The sequence below is a fragment of the Kribbella pratensis genome (assembly GCF_004365355.1).
Lineage (GTDB): Bacteria > Actinomycetota > Actinomycetes > Propionibacteriales > Kribbellaceae > Kribbella.
Map to the genome: position 1 here is coordinate 147,551 of NZ_SODP01000005.1, position 17,702 is coordinate 165,252.

Sequence of the window (17,702 nt, forward strand, 5' to 3'; positions counted from 1 at the left end):
GGACCCAACCGGTCAACGGATGGCCGTAGACGGAGGAGTCGGCCTGTCGTCGGTCCAGCCGGACTCCAGCACGACGGTCGAGCCGGGCTTCGGGCCGCCGATCGTGGAGCTCAGGAGCCGACCGGTGGTCGGGTCGATGATGTACGTCGCTCCGCTCCAGAACAGGCTGGTCCGGTTGCTGCTGGGCTTGTTCAGGGCGGCGGTGATGCTCACCTCGGTGCCGACGCGGCCGAGCGGATCCTTGACGCTCGTGCGGACACGTGTGCCGGGCAGTGTGGCCAGCACCCGGAGTGCGGCGCCGCGGAGCTTCGGGGGAGCGGGCATCTCGAACAGGAGCCGGCCGGCCGCGGCGAAGACGGCGTACTCGCGGTCGGCTGCCGACCCGGTCGTGCCGGCGGTGTTGGCGAGGTACTGGTAGAGCTGGACGGGGCTGGTGGGGAGGGCCGCGATCTGTTCGGCGCTGAGCGGTTTGTCGCCGGTCAGGTAATACCCGAGCGGGACGTCGCGGAACGACATCTTGTTCACCACAGGTACTCCGTCGGACATGGTGATCGGGGTGCGCTCGTACGGCAGCTGCCAGGACGTCGGTGATCCCTGCGCGCGCCACTTCGCGACATCGGCCGGGCTCGCGAGCTGATAGCCGAGGTTCACCCAGCCGAACCAGGACTCCACCCCTGGCTTCATCGGCATCCAGCTCTCGATGATCGACCGCCGCTCCAGCGTGTACTTCGGGTTGCCGACCCGCGTCGTCGGGTTCAGCTGCAGACTGCGCACCCGGTAGTACTTCCCGGACACCTTCTCGTCCTTCTCCTGGCGCACCGCTGCCGCGATCAGCACCTCTGCTGCCGCCGTCAGCCGAGGCGCAGTAGTAGTCGTCGGGCCACTCGGCAGTGACGACCCACCACCGTTGCCTCGCCCCACCACCAGCGCGCCACCTAGCCCGACTACCGCCACCAGAGCAGTAGCCGCGGTAACAGCAGTCCCGAGCCACCCTGCTCGCACAAAGCTCGTGAACGACCTGGCCGGCTTGGCCTGGTGGATCAGCTCCTCCACCTGGTGCCGGGCCGCGTCGGTCGCCTCCGGTGTGGGCCCGTCTGTCTCAGGGAACGCCTTCCGCAGTACGTCGAACTCGTTCATGCCGGGTCCTCCGCGGGGTTGGTCACGGCCGCCCGTACTACCCGACGTGCACGGGACAACCGCGAGCACACCGTCCCGTACGCGATCCCCAGAGCCGCTGCCACCTCGTCGTACGTCAACTGTCCGAGCGCCACGAGCAGTAGGACCTCCCGGTCCTTCGCGTTCAGCTTTGCCAACGCCGCCGCCAGTTCAGGCGAGGCCCCTTCCGCGGTCACTTGTGCGGCGACCCGGTCCTCATGTGTCGCGGCCGGGACCGGCAGCGGGAGCTTCGCCGCTGCACGCCACGCCCGTACCTCGTCGCGGCGGTGCCGGCGGATCAGATTGGTCGCTATGCCGTACAGCCACGCCCGCACCACGCCGTTGCGCCGGTCGAACCGCGCACGCTGCCGGAACGCGATCAAGAACGTCTCGGCGGCCAGATCGTCGGCGACATCGCTCCCGAGCCGGCGGGCGACGTACGAGTGCACCTGGCCGAAGTACCGGTCGAAGATCGCCGCGAACCGCTCCGGCTCCGCGACCGACGCCTCGAGCTCCCACCCGTCGTCGTGCGCGGGTACGGCATCACGGTCCACCTGCGCAGGAATTGTCAGAGCCACGGTGGAAGGACGCACGAGAGCGCTCTCCGGATGACAACCGGAGAGGATCAGGCGAGCTGGATCAGGAGTGGTCGAGCAGTCCGCGTGCCGCGGCCTCGTCGCGCGGCCAGACGTAGATCGTCCAGCCGTCCTTGGTGTGGGCCGCGGTCGCCTTGATGCCGAAGTCCTTGAGCCGCGACACGAGCACACGGGCCTCGTTGTAGTTCGCCACCGTCCGGATGTCGGTGAGCAGGCCGAACGCGTCCCGCTCGGCCGGGCGGTCGTCGACGCGCCGGACCAGCGAGCCGCCCTTGGCCTTGGAGAACGCCCAGCGGCACAGCAGCACCATCACGCCGGCCAGGGCGAGCGCCACCACCGGGAACAGGAAGTAATGCTCGGCGAACACGGACACCATTGTCTCGCGAAACAAAAGATCCTGAGGTCTTGGCAACCTTCCGTGTCTCCGGGGAGTCTGTACCATCAACACCCGGCACGACCCAGCATCACTCAGTACGACGCTGCCACGCGGCCGATCACTCGGGGGCCGCCGGAAGAGCGGAGGGCACGGACATGCTCGCACCGACCCACAGAACATCAGCAGAGCCCGACAACGTCATACACCTGACCGGCATCCTCGACGTGCGGTCCGTCGGCGACGTCCGCCAAACTCTCAACCACCTCATCGACACCTCCGACGGCGACGTGATCGTCGACCTGGAAGAGGTCGACGCGGTCGACGCAACCGGCCTCGGCCTCCTGGTAGCCACCCACCGCCGCACCCAGTCCCTCGGCCGCCAACTGGTCCTCTGGCACCCCCTGCCATCGGTCATCCGCATCCTCGCGGTAACCCGCCTCCACCGAGTCCTGAAGGTCGAGCGAACACCCCTACCGCTCAGCGCCTGAGTGTGATCCATGCCCCTGGTGACGCCAGTCACGAGAGGCAGACTCACAAGGGCACACAGTCCTACTCTCGGGTACATGGCGACCTCGGATCGACCCTGGGTGATGCGCACGTACGCGGGCCACTCGTCGGCGGCGGAGTCCAACGCGTTGTTCCGCCGGAACCTGGCGAAGGGGCAGACCGGGCTGTCGGTCGCGTTCGACCTGCCGACGCAGACGGGGTACGACGCGGACCATCCGCTGGCGAAGGGTGAGGTCGGCAAGGTCGGCGTACCGGTTGCGCATCTCGGCGACGTCCGGGCGCTGTTCGACCAGATCCCGCTCGCGCAGATGAACACGTCGATGACGATCAACGCGACCGCGATGTGGTTGCTCGCGCTGTACCAGGTCGCGGCCCAGGAGCAGGGCGCGCTGCCGGACGAGCTGACCGGTACGACGCAGAACGACATCGTGAAGGAGTACCTGTCGCGCGGGACGTACGCGTTCCCGCCGGATGCGTCGCTGCGGCTGACGACCGACGTGATCGCGTACACGGTTGCACAGATGCCGAAGTGGAACCCGATCAACATCTGCAGCTACCACCTGCAGGAGGCGGGTGCGACGCCGGTGCAGGAGCTGGCGTTCGCGCTGTCGACGGCGATCGCTGTACTCGACCGGGTCCGCGACGGCGGGCAGGTGCCGGCCGACCGGTTCGGGGACGTCGTCCAGCGGATCTCGTTCTTCGTGAACGCCGGCGTGCGGTTCATCGAAGAGACGTGCAAGATGCGCGCGTTCGTGCAGCTGTGGGATCAGCTGACGCTGGAGCGGTACGGCGTGACGGATCCGAAGGCGCGGCGGCTGCGGTACGGCGTACAGGTGAATTCGCTCGGCCTGACCGAGGCGCAGCCGGAGAACAACGTGCAGCGGATCGTGCTCGAGATGCTCGGCGTCACGCTGTCGAAGAACGCGCGGGCCCGTGCAGTTCAGCTGCCGGCGTGGAACGAGGCGCTCGGCCTGCCGCGGCCATGGGACCAGCAGTGGTCGCTGCGGATGCAGCAGGTGCTGGCCTATGAGAGCGACCTGCTCGAGTACGACGACATCTTCGACGGATCGCACGTGATCGAGGCGAAGGTTGCGTCGCTGGTCGAAGGCGCGCGCGAGGAGATCGACCGGGTGCAGGCGATGGGCGGCGCGGTCGCCGCCGTCGAGAGCGGGTACTTGAAGCAAGCGCTCGTCGCGTCGCACGCCGAACGTCGCCAGCGGATCGAGTCCGGCGAGCAGGTCGTGGTCGGCGTGAACAAGTTCGAGAACACCGAGCCGTCACCGCTGACCGCCGACCTCGACACCGCGATCCAGACGGTCGACCCTGCGGCCGAGTCCGCTGCGCTGTCGTCGTTGCAGAGCTGGCGTGCCTCGCGTGACGCGTCTGCTGTCGAGGTCGCGTTGGGCAACCTGCGTGCGGCCGCGAAGACCACCGACAACCTGATGCCCGTCACGCTCGAATGCGCTCGCGCCGGAGTGACGACGGGGGAGTGGGCCGGGGTGCTCCGGGAGATGTACGGCGAGTATCGCGCGCCGACCGGCGTCTCCGGCTCGGTCGGCGTCTCCGGGGGCGGTGCCGAGATCGCCGCCGTCCGCGCGAAGGTCGCCGCCACCTCGGAGGAGCTCGGCGGCCGCCTCCGCCTGCTCGTCGGAAAGCCGGGTCTGGACGGCCACTCGAACGGCGCCGAACAGGTCGCGGTCCGCGCGCGCGACGTCGGCTTCGAGGTCATCTACCAAGGCATCCGTCTGACCCCCGAACAGATCGTCGCTGCCGCCGTCGCCGAGGACGTCCATTGCGTGGGCCTGTCCATCCTGTCCGGCTCCCACATGGAGCTCGTCCCGCAGGTGGTCGCCGGTCTCCGCGAGGCGGGCCTGGAGGACGTCCCTGTGGTAGTCGGCGGCATCGTCCCCGACACTGACGCCAAGTCTCTCCGCGCTGCCGGCGTAGCCGCCATCTACACCCCGAAGGACTACGACCTCACCGGCATGATGGCCGACGTGGTCCAAGTAATCCGCCACGCCAACAAGCTGTAGGCCGGGCGTGGTAGAAGGAGTACATGACCGTATCGACTCGTAAGCTCTCGAATGGAACTGAGATCCCGATGTTGGGATTGGGGGTCTGGCAGGTTGACGACGGTGTGCAGACCGAGCGCGCCGTCACCTGGGCGCTCGAGGCCGGCTACCGGCTGATCGACACCGCCCAGGCGTACGGGAACGAGGTCAGTGTCGGGAAGGCGATCCGCGAGAGCGGCGTGCCGCGGGAAGAGATCTTCCTGACGACCAAGTTCTACCCGGGCGGCAAGGATGCGCGGGTCGAGGCGGAGAAGAGCCTCGAGAGACTCGGCATGGAGTACGTCGACCTGTACCTGATCCACTGGCCGCAGGGCGGGCCGACGTGGGCCTGGCCGGGTATGGAGGCCGCGGTGGAGGCCGGGCTGACCAAGGGCATCGGCATCTCGAACTTCGGCGCCGACGAGATCCAGGAGCTCTCGAAGGTCGCCAACATCCAGCCCGCCGTGAACCAGATCCAGTTCAGCCCGTTCGAGTACCGCGCCGCGCTGGTCGCCGCCGGTGAGCAGGCCGGTATCGTCTCGCAGGCGTACAGCCCGCTCGGCACCGGCCGGCACCTCGACGACCCGGCCGTCGCCCGGATCGCGGAGGCCACCGGCCACACCCCGGCGCAGGTCCTGATCCGCTGGGCGATCCAGAAGGGGCTCTCGGTCATCCCGAAGTCCGTCCACCAGGACCGGATCCTGGAGAACTTCAACGTCTTCGACTTCGAGCTCGACGACGCCGCGATGGCCGACCTCGACGCCCTCGACACCACGAACCGCACCGCGGACGCCCTGTCCAGCAGCGGGAAGTGGTGGTCCTGATCCAGGAGGTACTGCGTGAGCCCGCGAAGGCGGCGGTCTTCCTGGTGCTCGCCGTGCGTCCCGGATCCGAGGACGCCGCGCGGGCCCTGCTGGAGGACGTCGCCGGGCTCACGCGTGCCGTCGGGTTCCGTGCGCCGAACGACCAGCTGAGCTGCGTCGTCGGCATCGGCGCGTCCGCGTGGAGCCGGCTGTACCGTGCGCCGGCTCCGCGCGAGCTACACCCTTTTCGTGCAGTGGCCGGCGCGAAGCACACCGCGCCGGCGACGCACGGCGACCTGTTGTTCCACTTCCGCGCCCGCCGCCTCGACCTGTGTTTCGAGCTCGCCCGCCAGGTGATGGCGCGGCTGGCCGGTCACGTGAAGGTGCTCGACGAGGTACAGGGCTTCAAGTACTTCGACGAGCGCGATCTTCTCGGTTTCGTCGACGGCACCGAGAACCCGACCGGGCCCAAGGCGGTCGCCGCGATCACGGTCGGCGACGAGGACCCGGCGTACGCCGGCGGCAGCTATGTCGTCGTACAGAAGTATCTGCACGACCTCGATGCGTGGCAGGCGCTGCCGGTCGCGGAGCAGGAGCGCGTGATCGGCCGGGAGAAGATCAGCGACATCGAACTGTCCGACGCGGACAAGCCGGCCAACTCGCACGTCGCCGCCACCACGATCGTGGACCCGGACGGCACCGAGCGGCAGATCGTCCGGGAGAACATGGCCTTCGGCTCACCCGGCGCGGCCGAGTTCGGCACGTATTTCATCGGGTACGCCGCCACGCCGGACGTGATCGAACGGATGCTGCACCGGATGTTCGTCGGTGAGCCGCCCGGGAATCACGACCGGATCCTTGACTTCTCGACCGCGGTCACCGGCAGTCTGTTCTTCGTGCCGACCGCGGAGTTCCTCGAAGACCCGTCGCCGGCGCCCGCCGCGACCACGCCCGTCAGGAAAGCCGGGAACCCTGCGGACGGGTCGCTCGGAATCGGCAGCCTCAGAAGGAGTCGCACATGACGAACAACCTGCACCGCGAGCTGGCCCCGGTCTCGGACGCCGCCTGGGGCGAGATCGAGGAGGAGGCTCGCCGCACCTTCACCCGCGACATCGCCGGCCGCCGGGTGGTCGACCTGGTCGGTCCGTCCGGACCGGAGCTGTCCTCGGTCGGCACCGGCCACCTCGAGACGGTCGCGGCGCCGGGCGACGGCGTGATCGCGCACCGCCGGCTGTCCCAGCCGATCATCGAGCTGCGCGTCCCGTTCACCGTCACCCGGCAGGCCGTCGACGACGTGGAGCGCGGCGCCAAGGACTCCGACTGGCAGCCGGTCAAGGACGCCGCGAAGCAGATCGCGTACGCCGAGGACCACCTGGTCTTCCACGGCTCCGGAGCCGCCGGGATCGAGGGTCTCGCGCCGAGCAGCTCGAACGACGTCCTCGCGTTGCCGTCCGAGGCGAAGGATCTGCCCGACTCCGTCGCCCAGGCGCTGCGCGTACTGCGACTCGCCGGGGTGGACGGGCCGTACAGCCTGTTGCTGTCCGCCGACCTGTACACCGCGGTCGCCGAGACCACCGACCACGGCTACCCGATCCGCGATCACCTGGCGCGGCTCGTGGGCGACGGCGAGATCATCTGGGCGCCGGCTCTCGAAGGCGCCCTGCTGGTGTCGACGCGCGGTGGTGACTACGAGCTGCACCTCGGCCAGGACCTGTCGATCGGCTACCTGTCCCACGACGCCGACACCGTCGAGCTCTACCTGCAGGAGTCGCTGACCTTCCTCGCGCTGACGTCGGAGTCCAGCGTCGTGTTGCGCTGATCTCCTTCTCAGGAGCCGAGGAGCTCGGCGAGGACGGCTGCCTGACTGATCGAGAAGTCCTTCGTTGCGGTCAGCAGCGTCAGCGTGCCGTTCCCGGCGAGCTCGCGCAGCTGGCTGAGGGCGGCAGCACGGACCGGATCGTCGAGCTCGGTGCGGTACCGGCGCGCGAACTCGTCGTACCGGCTCGGGTCGTGGCCGTACCACTCGCGTAGTTCGGTGGACGGGGCAACGTCCTTGCACCAGTCGTCGATCCGCGCCTTCGATCGGCTGAGCCCGCGCGGCCACAGTCGATCGACGAGCACCCGCTGCCCGCCGTCGTCCTCCACCGGGTCGTACACCCGCCGAACCCTTACCGCCATCAGCCCTCCTCCAGAGGAAGCTCAAGGAGCCACGGTAGTTCGTTGGGTGCTGTCGTCGGCGGTGTGGTCGCCGGCGTGGTCGCCGCCGTAGCGGAGGAGTCGTGGCGTCCAGAGGCCGAGGACGGCGACCATCAGGACCAGCAGGACGGCGCTGACGAACGTCGTGATGTCGACACCGTAGCGCTCGGCGAAGGCGCCGAGGACCAGGGACGCCGCGGGCATGATGCCGATGGCAAGCTCCTGGACGCCCAGCGCGCGGCCGTGAAGGGACTCGGGCGTCGTCATCAGGAGCAGCGTGGTCTGCAGTACGCCGAACGCCGCGCTCATCACCCCGATCGCGGTCATCAGGACGAACGACGCAACGACGCTGTGGGACAGACCGAACAGCCCCCAGAGCGTGCCCCACACCGCTGTGCCGACGACGAACATGCCGCCCTTGAAACGGAAGTCGCCCAGCCAGGCGATCACCAGCGAACCAGCCAGACCTCCGACACCGGCGCAAGTCAGCAGCCAGCCGAGGCCGGCAGCATCGAGGCCGAGGGACTCCTGCGCGAAGACCGGCATGAAGGACTGCGCTACCGGCCACAGCAGAGTGTTCGCGGCTAGGGTGATGAGAAGAACGGTGGAGGCGAGCCGGTTCCGGGCGATCTCGCGCAGGCCGCTCGTGACCATCCGGACCGCCGATTCGGTGTGCCCGCCGATCACTTGCCCGTACTGCCGCAACGGCAGCAGGGTGACGAGAGAAATGGCATACCAGAATGTCGAGACCCACAGCGCGGTCGGCGCACCGAGTCCGGTGATCATCAGCCCGCCGATCGCCGGCCCGATCACCTGGGTCATGTTCAGCGCCATCGAGTTGAGCGCGTTGGCGTTGCTGAGGTTCTGACGGCCGACCAGGTCGAGCACGAGCGAGGCACGCGCCGGCTGCGACGGTGACTGCGCGAGCCCGATCGCGAACCCACCGAGCACCAGCACCCAGTACGTCGCACGTCCGAGCGACGCAAGCGTGGCCACAACACCGACCGCGACGAGCGCCCACGAGGCCGCGATGATCAGCAGCCGGACCCGGTTGTGCCGATCCGCGAACGCACCCGCGAACGGCCCGAGCAGCAAGGGAGCCAACCGCACCGCCCCGAACACCGCGACGAGAAAGTCGGAGTGCGTGGTCTCGTACGCGAGCCAGCCCAGCACCAGCGTCTGCGTCCAGACGCCGCCGAAGAAGAACAGATTCGACAACCAGAACAGCCGGAACGCCCGGTTGCCGCGCAGCGAGCCGAGCGTCCGCTCGACGACAGAGTTGGTACTCACACCTGGAGTTCGCCGTCGCGTACGACGACCCGCCCGCCGGCGACGACCAGCTCACGACGCGGCGCACGCACGAGCACATCCGGCACGTTCTCGGCGTCCAGCAGGACGACGTCTGCGCGTGCTCCCGGCGTGAGGCCGTAGTTCTCGCGATGCACGAACGACGCGCCGTGCGTCGTCGCCAGCTCGATCGCGTACGTGAGGTCCTCGTCGGCGCGCAGCCCGTGCAGCCGTGCGAACTGGCGAGCAACCTGGAACAGATCGCCATCGCCGTACGGCGACCACAGGTCGCGGATGCCGTCGGTGCCCAGGCCGATCGCGACGTCCGCCGTACGCATCTCGCGCCAGGGCAGCGGCGCCGAGTTGATCGGCGCGACCGTCGTCCACGAGATCCCGGCCTCGCCGAGTTGGTTGACCATTTCGGCCCGTCGTGCCGGGGCCAGCTCGCCGAGGGCGAAGCCGTGGGAGACGTTGACCTTGCCGCCGAGGCCGGCCTGCCGGGTGCGCTCGATGATCAGCTCGTACTGGAACGCACCGAGGTCGCCGCGGTCGTGCAGATGGATGTCGATCCCGACCTCCCGCCGCACCGCGATCTCGAACAACGCGTCGAGCTGGCCGACCGGATCACGGTCGATCGACGCCGGGTCCAGACCGCCGATGTTGGTTGCGCCCTCGGCAGCAGCCTTGTCGAGCAGGTCGAGGACGCCGGGACGCCGCAGTACGCCGTCCTGGGGGAAAGCGACGATCTCCACCTCGACCGCGCCGCCGAGCGCTTCGACGGCCTCGCGCACGTTCGCGATTCCTTGCAGCCCGACGCCGAGATCGACGTCGACATGCGTCCGGGTGGCGGTCGTGCCGTGCCGCAAGAACTCACGCAGTACTGCGGTCGCGCCCGCGACGCTCGGGATCCCGTACTTGTCGCGCTCGGCACGCTCGTGGGCGATCCGGCCCTGGGTTGTCGGCTCGCCGCCGTACGAGACCCACGGCTGGCCCCACCAGCTCTTGTCGACGTGTGCGTGCGCGTTGACGAAGCCCGGAAGCGCCAGCATGCCGCGCCCGTCGATCTGCTGCGGATCCGCCGACGCCCGCTCTCCCGTCGGGGCGATGTCAGTGATCACACCATCGGCGATCACGACATCGACCGGCTCACCGCCCCACGGACGCACGTCAGCCAGCAGAAAGGAGGTCACCACCACCTCAGCATGCCGTACCGCACCGACAGGGTGCCGCACGGGCCGTGATCAGCCGGCGCTCTTCTCCTTGATCAGGTCCTCGACGGCCTTCGGGATCGTGGTCTCGAAGTCGAGTAGCTTGGCCCAGGTCGGCGTGATCGTGATGACGGCCATCTCGTCGTACAGGCTCTGGACGCCGGCGGCCCAGTCCGGGTACTGCTCGTCGGTCATCACCTTGTGGCCGGCGGTCAGGTAGCCCTCGGGGACGCCCTGCACCAGCTCCACCGAGGCGGTGCCGCGGATCAGCAGGACCTTGGGCGGGAACGCGCCGGTGTCGATGGTCAGCGCGACCTTCGGGTTCTTGCGGAGCGCGGCGACCTTGGCGGACTTCGGCACGGTGGCGACCAGGATCTGCTCGCCCTCGACCCAGAAGCCGATCGGGATGACGCGCGGGTCGCCGTCCAGGCCGTCGTACGCGAAGCGCGCCGGCTCGGGGCCGTTGAGGAGCTGCTGGGCGTACGGCTTGGCGAGGATCTCGGCGATCTGCTGCTGGTTCATCTCGGTCTCCGATCTGAGTGGGTTCTCATCAGGGGGACGGAGCCGCCCCGGGCTTCTCGACATCGATAGGTTGGCGAATCGTGGAGAGTTTTGACTTCGGTCCCGGACGTGTCCAGCTGTTCGACGACGGTGCAGTGGCGCAGATCGTGCACCCGGACGGCCGTGCGGTGCTGCTGGACGAGGGAGTGGTGCACGACAGCCTGCATGCCTGGGGCAAGGGATTCGTGATCACCGACCGCGCGGCATACCGTTTCGACAGCCCCGCGTTCACCCGGTGGCGGAGCAGCGGCATCGACCTGATGTACCGGTTCGGTGAGCTGGAGCTCCGGGTCGGCCGCCGGTTCGGCGAGCACTGGACCGAGACGTACGAGCTCCGGAACACGAGCACCGAGTCCATCGAGATCGGCTCCGTCGCGATCAGTACGCCGTACCGCGACGTCTACACGTCCAGCCGCGAGAGCCTCACCGGCGCTGTGCACGCGCATGTCTGGACCGGCGGCGCGGACGCGTGGGCCTGGGCGGTGCCGATGGACGGCAGCGGACCTGGGCTCGGTCTGCAGCTGAAGGAAGGCGAGCTCTGGGCGTACTCCGTCGAGTCCCGCGAGCCGGGCACCAGCAGCAACATCCGCGGGCACATCTACCTCCACGTCACCGACCGCGCCCGCGCACCCCACGCGATGGGAGGCCAGCCGGCCATCACGCTCGAGCCCGGCGCCTCGTACCGGTGGACCTGGCAGCTCGGTTGGTATACCGATCTGCCCGCCTTCCACGCGGATCGTCAACCACTCATCGGAGCCGACCGCCTGGCAACCGAGGTCACCGAGTCGATCCGGCTCCACGACGGCCGCGAGATCACCGCTACCGAGCCCGGCCTGACGTACGTCGAATCAACCGACGGCAGGTCCCGGATCGCCGTCCTCTTCCACGAACCGCTCCAGCAGATCGCTGAACGCCGCGTCCGCTTCATCCTCGACCACCAGCGCCGCCCGGAACTGGAAGGCAATCGCAAGTACGCCTTCGTGCCGTACGACAACGACAGCGGCCTGACCGTCCTGTCGAGCGCCTGGCGAGACTGGTCGGACGCGCGCGAACGAGTCGGGATGGCCCTTCTCCTGCAGGAGGTCCGCGACCGCGGTTGGGGCGATCGCGCCGAGTTGGACGAGGCGCTCAACGGCTACGAGCAGTTCGTCCGCGAGTATCTGCTCGATGACGCCGGCACGATCCAGGACGACAGCGTCCACCAGAGCGCCGTACGCCTGTACAACTTCCCGTGGTTCGCGCGCTTCCTCCTCGGCCAGGGCGATCGCGCCGGCGCGACCCGCATCCTCAACCGGTACTACGAACTCGGCGGCGACCATTTCCTGGCGTTCGACCTCGGCCCGTTGCTCAGCGAGCTCGGTCTCCGCGAGCACCTGATCCGGCATGCCAAAACCTTCATCGGGTACGGCGACGAGCTGCCGCCGCATGAGGTCAACTACGAGCAATCGATGGTTGCCCCGCTCCTCGAACTCCTCGTTTCGGCATACCACATCGCGCCGGACGAGATCGACGGCGCCGAGCTGACCCGCCGCCTGCCCTGGCTGACCGCGTTCGCCGCCGACCAGCCCGACGTACGGCTGCGGCATGTTCCGATCCGGCACTGGGACGGCTACTGGTTCGGCCGGCTGCGGTTGTGGGGCGACGTATTCCCGCACTACTGGTCGGCGCTGAGCGCAGTCGTGTACGCCGCCTGGCCGCGCGAACTCGTGACGCCTGAGCAGGCCGCGTGGCTCGACGCCGCCGAAGGCGCGATCCTTCGCGCGAACCTGGTCAGCTTCAGCGCGGACGGATCGGCGACCTGCGCGTTCGTCTACCCGAGCTGTGTCAACGGCCAGCCCGCGCACATCGCCGACCCCCTCGCCAACGACCAGGACTGGGCCCTCGTCTACGCCCTGCGCCTGCTCAGCCGCTGAGCGCTTAGCCCAACGTCGGCAGGAGTTCCTGCAACTTGGTCATCAGGTACGCGTGCAAGCTCGTGCCGTATGAGATCCGGGTCGCACCGACCGCCGCAAGCTCCGCCGGCGTCGGTCCACCCGGCGAAGCGTGCGCGTTGATCGGTCCGCCCACGCCCTCGACCACCTCGGCCAGCTGGTCCACCGGCGCGAGGATCGGGTAGACGCAGTCGACTCCGGCGCGGCGGTACTCGCGCCCCCGGCGTACTGCCTCGGCGACCGGATCGTCGACGGGCCGGACGAACGTGTCCACCCGCGCGTTGATCACCAGCTCGGCTCCCGCGGCGGCGCGTACTTCGGCCAAGTAGTCGGCCTGCTTCGCCACATCGACAAGCCCGCCGTCGAGCGAGTCCTCCAGGTTGCAACCGACCGCCCCTGTCTCGAGCAGCCGCTCCGCGAACTCCTTCGCCGGCAGGCCGTACCCGGCCTCCATGTCCGCCGTGACCGGTACGTCGACCGCACGGACGATCTTGGCGACCGCGTCGAACATGGTCGCCGGCGGCGTCAGCTGCCCGTCGTCGTACCCGAGGACGCGGGCGACCGCCCCGCTGCTGGTGGCAACAGCGGGGAAGCCGGCCTCGGCGATCAGTCGGGCGATCACCGGATCCCACGCGTTCGGAAGGATGAGGGGAGTGCCGCCGTGGTGCAGTGCTCTGAACAACTCTGCAGTCTGCGTCATCAGGGGTGCGACCTCACGGCTTGTAGTGGCCGGGCTCCATCTTCCCGGTCACGCCGACCCGGGTCCACATGTTGATCGTGATGATCAGCGCGATCAGCCGGGCCAGGTCCTTCTCGTCGAAGGCCGCGGCCGCGATCTCGTACACGTCGTCCGGCACGTGGTCGACACTGATCAGCGTGATCGCCTCGGTCAGCTGGAGCGCCGCCTTCTCCTGCTCGGTGTAGAACTTCTGCGCCTCGCGCCAGACCGGGAGCAGCGCGATCCGCTGCTGCTGGTCGGGGCCGAACTCCATCAGGTCCAGCGAGTGCATGTCGGTGCAGTAGGCGCAGCCGTTGATCTGCGAGGCCCGGATCCGGACCAGGTGCGCCAGCTTCGGGTCCAGCCCGGTGGCGGACACCTTGTCCACCTCGATCAGGGCCTGGTAGAAGTCGGGCGCAAGATTGGCGAGCTTCACTCGCCGCGTCGTTGAACTCATGCCTCCACGTTATGACGGGATCGGCCCAGGTACGTGGTCCACTTCCGCGGACAATCCCTGGGCCAATCCAGTCGACGGCCAGAACGGCGTGGTTCAGGCCTTGTCGCGCCGGACGAGATTGCGCAGCTGCGTCCAGGTGCTGCGGAACGGCGTACGCGGCGCCCGTTTCGTCAGCGGCTTCATCAACTCGTCGACAGGCGACGGCGGCGGCGTGACGGGGGCAGGGTTCTCGGGCGTGCTCTGAGGATCGGACATGACGTTCCCTCACGGGAGGGCCGGTTTGGCTTCACCACGAGGTGGGATGTCGTCGTTCCGGAGCTACCGCCAGAGTACGCCGGTTCGCACCGGAAAGCGCTAGCTGTCGTTACCTGGGTGAAGCGAGTTGCTCAGGCCGTTGAGGATCAGGTTGAGGCCGAAGTCGAATTCGTCGGCGAAGTCGTAGCTGGTCTTGAAGTAGTAGCCGGTGGCCATCTCGACGAGATGCGGATAGTCACCCGCGGCGAACTGCTCCATGATCGAGTCCGCGACCGGCGCCACGGTGTCGGGCCCTTCGAAGGGGAGCCCGGCTTCCTGGAGTGCGAATCCGTAGGTGTAACTGTCGATCAGGGCATAGGCATGGGCCGTCATCTCCAGCGAGAAGCCGGCCGCCCGGAGCGTCGCGATCACCGCGTCGTGATGGCGCAGCGTCGCCGGGCCCGGGGTGGTCCGCGATTCCATCAGCCCGATCGCCCAGCGATGCCGCCGCAGCACCTGCCGGGCCGACGCGGCGCGCCGGCGCAGCTCCGAGCGCCAGTCGCCGCCGGGCGACGGCAGTTCGATCTCGCTGAAGACCACATCGACGATGCCGTCGAGGATCGCGTCCTTGTTGGCGACGTGGTAGTAGACCGACATCGGTTTCGCCCCGAGCTCCTGGGCCAGCGAGCGGATCGTGAGAGCTCCGATCCCGCCCGCGTCGGCCACCCCGACGGCGGCCGTCAGCACCCGCTCCCGGGTCAGCCGCCGGCGACCCTGCGAGCTACCAGCAGACTTCTCCACCCCCGGACCATAGCAGTTTCGTACAAAGTACGATACTGTCATCGTACTTAGTACGAAAGGCCATCGGCGCTGGGGGCTCCGACATCCAGCACACCAGGGGGAACACCATGGCCCGGACGACCACGACCACCACCACGACCACCATGCGAGCGATCGTGCAGGACAGGTACGGCGATGCCGACGTCCTGCAGCTCAGGCAGATCGCCCGCCCCGAACCGGTAGCGACCGAGGTACTCGTCCGCGTGCACGCCGCCGGCCTCGACCGCGGGACCTGGCACCTGATGACGGGTACGCCGTACCTGCTCAGGCTCGCCTTCGGATTCCGCGGCCCGCGCAACCCCGTAGCCGGACGAGATGTCGCCGGCACGGTCGAGGCCGTCGGGTCCGGGGTCACCAGGTTCGCCGTCGGCGACGAGGTGTACGGCGAGGCGCCCGGTTCGTTCGCCGAGTACGCCGTCGCCCAGGAGGACAAGCTCGCCCACAAGCCGGCCAACCTCGCCTTCGAGGAGGCCGCGGTGGTCCCGACCTCGGCGTCGACCGCCCTGGACGCGTTGACCACCGGGCGGATCGAGGCCGGGCAGCACGTCCTCGTCATCGGCGCCTCGGGTGGCGTCGGCAGCTTCGCCGTACAGTTGGCCAAGGCCTTCGGAGCAGAAGTCACCGGCGTGGCCGGCACCTCCAAGCTCGACCTCGTCCGTGCGCTGGGCGCCGACCATGTCCTCGACTACACCCGCGACGACTTCGCCGCGACCGGCGACCGCTACGACCTGATCATCGACATCGCCGGCAACCCCACGCTCTCGAGGCTGCGGCGCGCGCTGACGCCAACCGGCACGGTCGTCATCACCGGTGGCGAGGACGGCCGCGGTCCGAGCGGCGGGATGAACCGGCAGTTCCGCGCGCTGGCTCTGTCGCTGTTCGTACGGCAACGGCTGACCTTCTTCGTCGGCAAGGTGCGCGGCAGCGAACTCGTACGCCTCACCGCCCTCATCGAGGCCGGCAAGATCACCCCGAGCCTCGACCGCACCTATCGCCTCGACCAGGTCCCGGACGCCATGCACCACCTGACCACCGGCAAGGTCCGCGGCAAGCTCGCGATCACCGGCATGTCCGCATGATCACCGTCGACGGACTCTCGAAGCGGTACGGCGGCACACTCGCGGTCGACGACGTCAGCTTCACCGCCGCCGCGGGCCGGGTGACCGGATTCCTCGGCCCGAACGGCGCCGGCAAATCGACCACGATGCGGATCATGGTCGGCCTCACCCGGGCCACGTCCGGAACGGCGACGATCGCCGGGCGGAAGTTCGCGGACCTGCCGAACCCGGGCCGCGAAGTCGGCGTACTGCTCGACGCGTCCGCACAGCACGCCGGTCGCACCGGCCGCGAGATCCTGACCCTGGCGCAGCGCCTGATGGGCCTGCCGCGCACACGCGTCGAGGAGATGCTGACCGCGGTCAGCCTGACCCCGGACGAAGCTACCCGGCGGGTGGGGGAGTACTCGCTCGGCATGCGCCAACGGCTCGGCATCGCGACCGCCCTGATCGGCGACCCGGACGTGCTGATCCTCGACGAGCCGGCGAACGGGCTCGATCCGGCCGGCATCCGTTGGATGCGTGACCTGCTCCGCGGGTACGCCGACCGCGGCGGAACCGTGTTGCTGTCCTCGCACCTGCTTCACGAGATCGAGGTCATCGCCGACGACATCGTCATGATCGGCCACGGCCGGATCGTCTCGCACGGCGCCAAGACCGAACTGCTGCACGCGGCCGGCACCATCGTTCGCGCCGTCGACCTGGCCCGCCTCGAGCAGGCTTTGACGGACTGGGGACTCACTGCGAACGCGACCGGTGACGGCGCGCTGCGGACCGACGCGGACGCCGCACTCGTCGGGACAGTGGCGCTCGAGTCGGGTGTCGCGTTGACCGAGCTGCGGGCCGCCGAGGGCGCCGGCCTGGAGGAAATGTTCCTCGAGCTCACCTCCACGACCCAGCGCGAAGGAGCCCGGGCATGACCGCCGTCGCAGCAGAAGGAGTCCGGCCGCACCGGGCCGTCGTCCGTCCCGTTCCACTGAGCCGGATCATCGCGGTCGAGCTCCGCAAGATGTTCGACACCCGGTCCGGCTTCTGGTTGATCGCCAGCATCGCGATCACCGCCGTACTGGCTGCCGCCGGCGTCATCCTGTTCGCCGCGGACGACCAGCTCACGTACTCGACCTTCGCGACCGCGATCCGCTTCCCGGTGGTGATCATCCTGCCGCTGGTCGCGATCCTGGCCGTCACCAGCGAATGGAGCCAGCGCACCGGTCTGACCACGTTCACGCTGATCCCGCACCGGGGCCGGATCATCACCGCCAAGGCGATCTCGTCGGTCGTCATCGCGATCGCGGCGATGGCGCTGACCTTCGCGGTCGGTGCCCTCGGCAACTTGGTGGGCGCTGCCGTCACCGGCGCCCCGCTGGTCTGGGACGTCACGATCACCCAGTGCCTGTACTACGTCCTCGGCATGGTGCTGAGCCTGCTGGTCGGCTTCATGCTCGGCGTCCTGATCCGGGCGTCGATCGGGGCGGTGGTGACGTACTTCGTCCTCACCTTCCTGCTGCCGACGATCTTCAGCCTGCTGGCCACCGGCTCCCACTGGTTCCGCGGCCTGCAACCGTGGGTGGACATCCAGTTCGCGCAGAGCGGTCTGTTCGTCTTCGACAAGTCCCTGACCGGCGAGCAATGGGCCCAGATCGGCGTGACCGGGGTCGTCTGGCTGGTCGTACCGCTACTCGCCGGGCTCCGGATGGTGATGCGAGCCGAGGTCAAGTAACACAGCC

General features: G+C 68.7%; 20 protein-coding genes. 9 read left to right on the forward strand and 11 right to left on the reverse strand.

Annotated features, from left to right (window positions below; genetic code table 11):
- Positions 1-12: 12 nt before the first annotated feature.
- The 3 genes from EV653_RS38825 to EV653_RS38835 form a co-directional block, all read right to left on the reverse strand.
- Positions 13-1,137, reverse strand: a complete 1,125-nt coding sequence (locus tag EV653_RS38825) for a CU044_5270 family protein (RefSeq protein WP_134111335.1) — start codon at positions 1,135-1,137, stop codon at positions 13-15.
- Entirely contained in the window at positions 1,134-1,733 is a 600-nt protein-coding gene (locus EV653_RS38830) for an RNA polymerase sigma factor (protein WP_202872034.1), read from the reverse strand. Before EV653_RS38830 ends, EV653_RS38825 begins: the two co-directional genes overlap by 4 nt.
- 61 nt (positions 1,734-1,794) lie before the next feature.
- Positions 1,795-2,127: a hypothetical protein gene (locus EV653_RS38835; protein ID WP_134111700.1), complete on the reverse strand. Its 333-nt coding sequence runs from the start codon at positions 2,125-2,127 to the stop codon at positions 1,795-1,797.
- Positions 2,128-2,282: 155 nt separating this feature from the next.
- On the opposite strand from EV653_RS38835, the gene EV653_RS38840 reads away from it, so the two are divergent.
- The 5 genes from EV653_RS38840 to EV653_RS38860 all read left to right on the forward strand — a co-directional run bounded on the left by EV653_RS38840 (position 2,283) and on the right by EV653_RS38860 (position 7,307).
- Entirely contained in the window at positions 2,283-2,615 is a 333-nt protein-coding gene (locus EV653_RS38840) for an STAS domain-containing protein (RefSeq protein ID WP_134111336.1), read from the forward strand.
- A gap of 75 nt (positions 2,616-2,690) precedes the next feature.
- The gene (locus tag EV653_RS38845) at positions 2,691-4,667 is read left to right on the forward strand and encodes a protein meaA (protein WP_134111337.1); all 1,977 of its coding nucleotides are present in this window, start codon (positions 2,691-2,693) and stop codon (positions 4,665-4,667) included.
- A gap of 68 nt (positions 4,668-4,735) precedes the next feature.
- Positions 4,736-5,509 (forward strand): aldo/keto reductase, encoded by a 774-nt coding sequence (locus EV653_RS38850; RefSeq protein ID WP_238160742.1) that lies wholly within the window; start codon positions 4,736-4,738, stop codon positions 5,507-5,509.
- Positions 5,497-6,510 carry a Dyp-type peroxidase gene (locus tag EV653_RS38855; protein WP_202872035.1) on the forward strand — a complete coding sequence of 338 codons (1,014 nt, stop codon included), beginning with the start codon at positions 5,497-5,499 and terminating at the stop codon, positions 6,508-6,510. Before EV653_RS38850 ends, EV653_RS38855 begins: the two co-directional genes overlap by 13 nt.
- Positions 6,507-7,307 carry a family 1 encapsulin nanocompartment shell protein gene (locus tag EV653_RS38860; RefSeq protein ID WP_134111339.1) on the forward strand — a complete coding sequence of 267 codons (801 nt, stop codon included), beginning with the start codon at positions 6,507-6,509 and terminating at the stop codon, positions 7,305-7,307. Before EV653_RS38855 ends, EV653_RS38860 begins: the two co-directional genes overlap by 4 nt.
- Positions 7,308-7,315: 8 nt before the next feature.
- Here the strand turns inward: EV653_RS38860 and EV653_RS38865 are convergent, their stop codons facing one another.
- Genes EV653_RS38865 through EV653_RS38880 form a run of 4 tightly spaced genes read right to left on the reverse strand, consistent with a single transcriptional unit; the run spans position 7,316 to position 10,701 of the window.
- Positions 7,316-7,666, reverse strand: a complete 351-nt coding sequence (locus EV653_RS38865) for a DUF488 domain-containing protein (RefSeq protein WP_134111340.1) — start codon at positions 7,664-7,666, stop codon at positions 7,316-7,318.
- A 21-nt stretch (positions 7,667-7,687) separates the two neighbouring features.
- On the reverse strand, positions 7,688-8,974 hold the full coding sequence (locus EV653_RS38870) for an MFS transporter (RefSeq protein WP_134111341.1): 1,287 nt from the start codon (positions 8,972-8,974) through the stop codon (positions 7,688-7,690).
- A complete protein-coding gene (locus EV653_RS38875; RefSeq protein WP_238160743.1) occupies positions 8,971-10,164 on the reverse strand; it encodes an amidohydrolase in 1,194 nt (397 codons plus the stop codon). Before EV653_RS38875 ends, EV653_RS38870 begins: the two co-directional genes overlap by 4 nt.
- A gap of 48 nt (positions 10,165-10,212) precedes the next feature.
- A complete protein-coding gene (locus EV653_RS38880) occupies positions 10,213-10,701 on the reverse strand; it encodes a pyridoxamine 5'-phosphate oxidase family protein (RefSeq protein ID WP_134111342.1) in 489 nt (162 codons plus the stop codon).
- An 80-nt stretch (positions 10,702-10,781) separates the two neighbouring features.
- On the opposite strand from EV653_RS38880, the gene EV653_RS38885 reads away from it, so the two are divergent.
- Positions 10,782-12,653 (forward strand): hypothetical protein, encoded by a 1,872-nt coding sequence (locus EV653_RS38885; RefSeq protein WP_238160744.1) that lies wholly within the window; start codon positions 10,782-10,784, stop codon positions 12,651-12,653.
- Positions 12,654-12,657: 4 nt separating this feature from the next.
- Here EV653_RS38885 and EV653_RS38890 read toward each other — a convergent pair whose 3' ends face one another.
- The 4 genes from EV653_RS38890 to EV653_RS38900 all read right to left on the reverse strand — a co-directional run bounded on the left by EV653_RS38890 (position 12,658) and on the right by EV653_RS38900 (position 14,881).
- A complete protein-coding gene (locus EV653_RS38890) occupies positions 12,658-13,371 on the reverse strand; it encodes an isocitrate lyase/PEP mutase family protein (RefSeq protein WP_134111343.1) in 714 nt (237 codons plus the stop codon).
- Between the two features lie 13 nt (positions 13,372-13,384).
- Positions 13,385-13,846: a carboxymuconolactone decarboxylase family protein gene (locus EV653_RS38895; RefSeq protein ID WP_134111344.1), complete on the reverse strand. Its 462-nt coding sequence runs from the start codon at positions 13,844-13,846 to the stop codon at positions 13,385-13,387.
- 93 nt (positions 13,847-13,939) lie between these two features.
- Complete coding sequence (locus tag EV653_RS41455) at positions 13,940-14,101, reverse strand: hypothetical protein (protein WP_166679697.1); 162 nt, start codon at positions 14,099-14,101, stop codon at positions 13,940-13,942.
- Between the two features lie 99 nt (positions 14,102-14,200).
- On the reverse strand, positions 14,201-14,881 hold the full coding sequence (locus tag EV653_RS38900) for a TetR/AcrR family transcriptional regulator (protein ID WP_238160745.1): 681 nt from the start codon (positions 14,879-14,881) through the stop codon (positions 14,201-14,203).
- A 107-nt stretch (positions 14,882-14,988) separates the two neighbouring features.
- On the opposite strand from EV653_RS38900, the gene EV653_RS38905 reads away from it, so the two are divergent.
- From EV653_RS38905 to EV653_RS38915, 3 genes are read left to right on the forward strand one after another with little or no spacing between them, the layout of a single operon-like run.
- The gene (locus EV653_RS38905) at positions 14,989-15,999 is read left to right on the forward strand and encodes an NAD(P)-dependent alcohol dehydrogenase (protein WP_238160746.1); all 1,011 of its coding nucleotides are present in this window, start codon (positions 14,989-14,991) and stop codon (positions 15,997-15,999) included.
- The gene (locus EV653_RS38910; protein ID WP_134111346.1) at positions 15,996-16,895 is read left to right on the forward strand and encodes an ABC transporter ATP-binding protein; all 900 of its coding nucleotides are present in this window, start codon (positions 15,996-15,998) and stop codon (positions 16,893-16,895) included. The genes EV653_RS38905 and EV653_RS38910 overlap by 4 nt, the downstream gene beginning before the upstream one ends.
- A complete protein-coding gene (locus tag EV653_RS38915; protein WP_134111347.1) occupies positions 16,892-17,695 on the forward strand; it encodes an ABC transporter permease in 804 nt (267 codons plus the stop codon). The genes EV653_RS38910 and EV653_RS38915 overlap by 4 nt, the downstream gene beginning before the upstream one ends.
- Positions 17,696-17,702: the final 7 nt, after the last annotated feature.